Source organism: Hwanghaeella sp. LZ110 (assembly GCF_048892525.1).
Classification (GTDB): Bacteria; Pseudomonadota; Alphaproteobacteria; order UBA8366; family Aestuariispiraceae; genus Pacificispira.
This window is the reverse complement of record NZ_JBLZHT010000038.1, coordinates 1-509: the sequence shown is the minus strand read 5'-3', so window position 1 is coordinate 509 and position 509 is coordinate 1. Positions and strand designations below refer to the sequence as shown.

The window sequence follows — 509 nt, the reverse complement described above, 5'->3', positions numbered from 1 at the left end:
GCCGGGTTGGCCGGCGGCGGCGCGCAAACTAAACTTGGTGGAGCCAGACGGGATCGAACCGACGACCCCCTGCTTGCAAAGCAGGTGCTCTCCCAGCTGAGCTATGGCCCCTTAACCAGGCCCGAAGAAGATTAACCAGATTGCAATGAGGAACCCTCAAAACAACCCTATCAGCTTCCTGATCGGATCTACTTAGCGGAAGGGATACGAGGTTGGCAGCAGTCCTGATAACTGCAAATACCCTCTTCATCCTTGATGAAGTGCAAGGACCCATCTGAACGGGTCCGTGCGACATGATCCTGTCATGTCTTTGTTTGGTGATCCCACATGGATTGATTTCCATGTAAAGATCACCTGTCTATGGGATATCGCAGAGAGACCAAAGTCCCTACCACAACAATCCTTAGAAAGGAGGTGATCCAGCCGCAGGTTCCCCTACGGCTACCTTGTTACGACTTCACCCCAGTCGCTGACCTTACCGTGGCCGGCTGCCTCCTTGCGGTTAGCGC

General features: G+C 54.2%; 1 tRNA gene and 1 rRNA gene. Both read right to left on the bottom strand.

From position 1 onward, the window contains the following. Window positions 1-35 precede the first annotated feature (35 nt). A tRNA-Ala gene (locus tag ACOSDM_RS20105) sits at window positions 36-111 on the bottom strand. 296 nt (window positions 112-407) lie between these two features. Further along, window positions 408-509, bottom strand: a 16S ribosomal RNA gene (locus tag ACOSDM_RS20100); the annotation flags it as partial.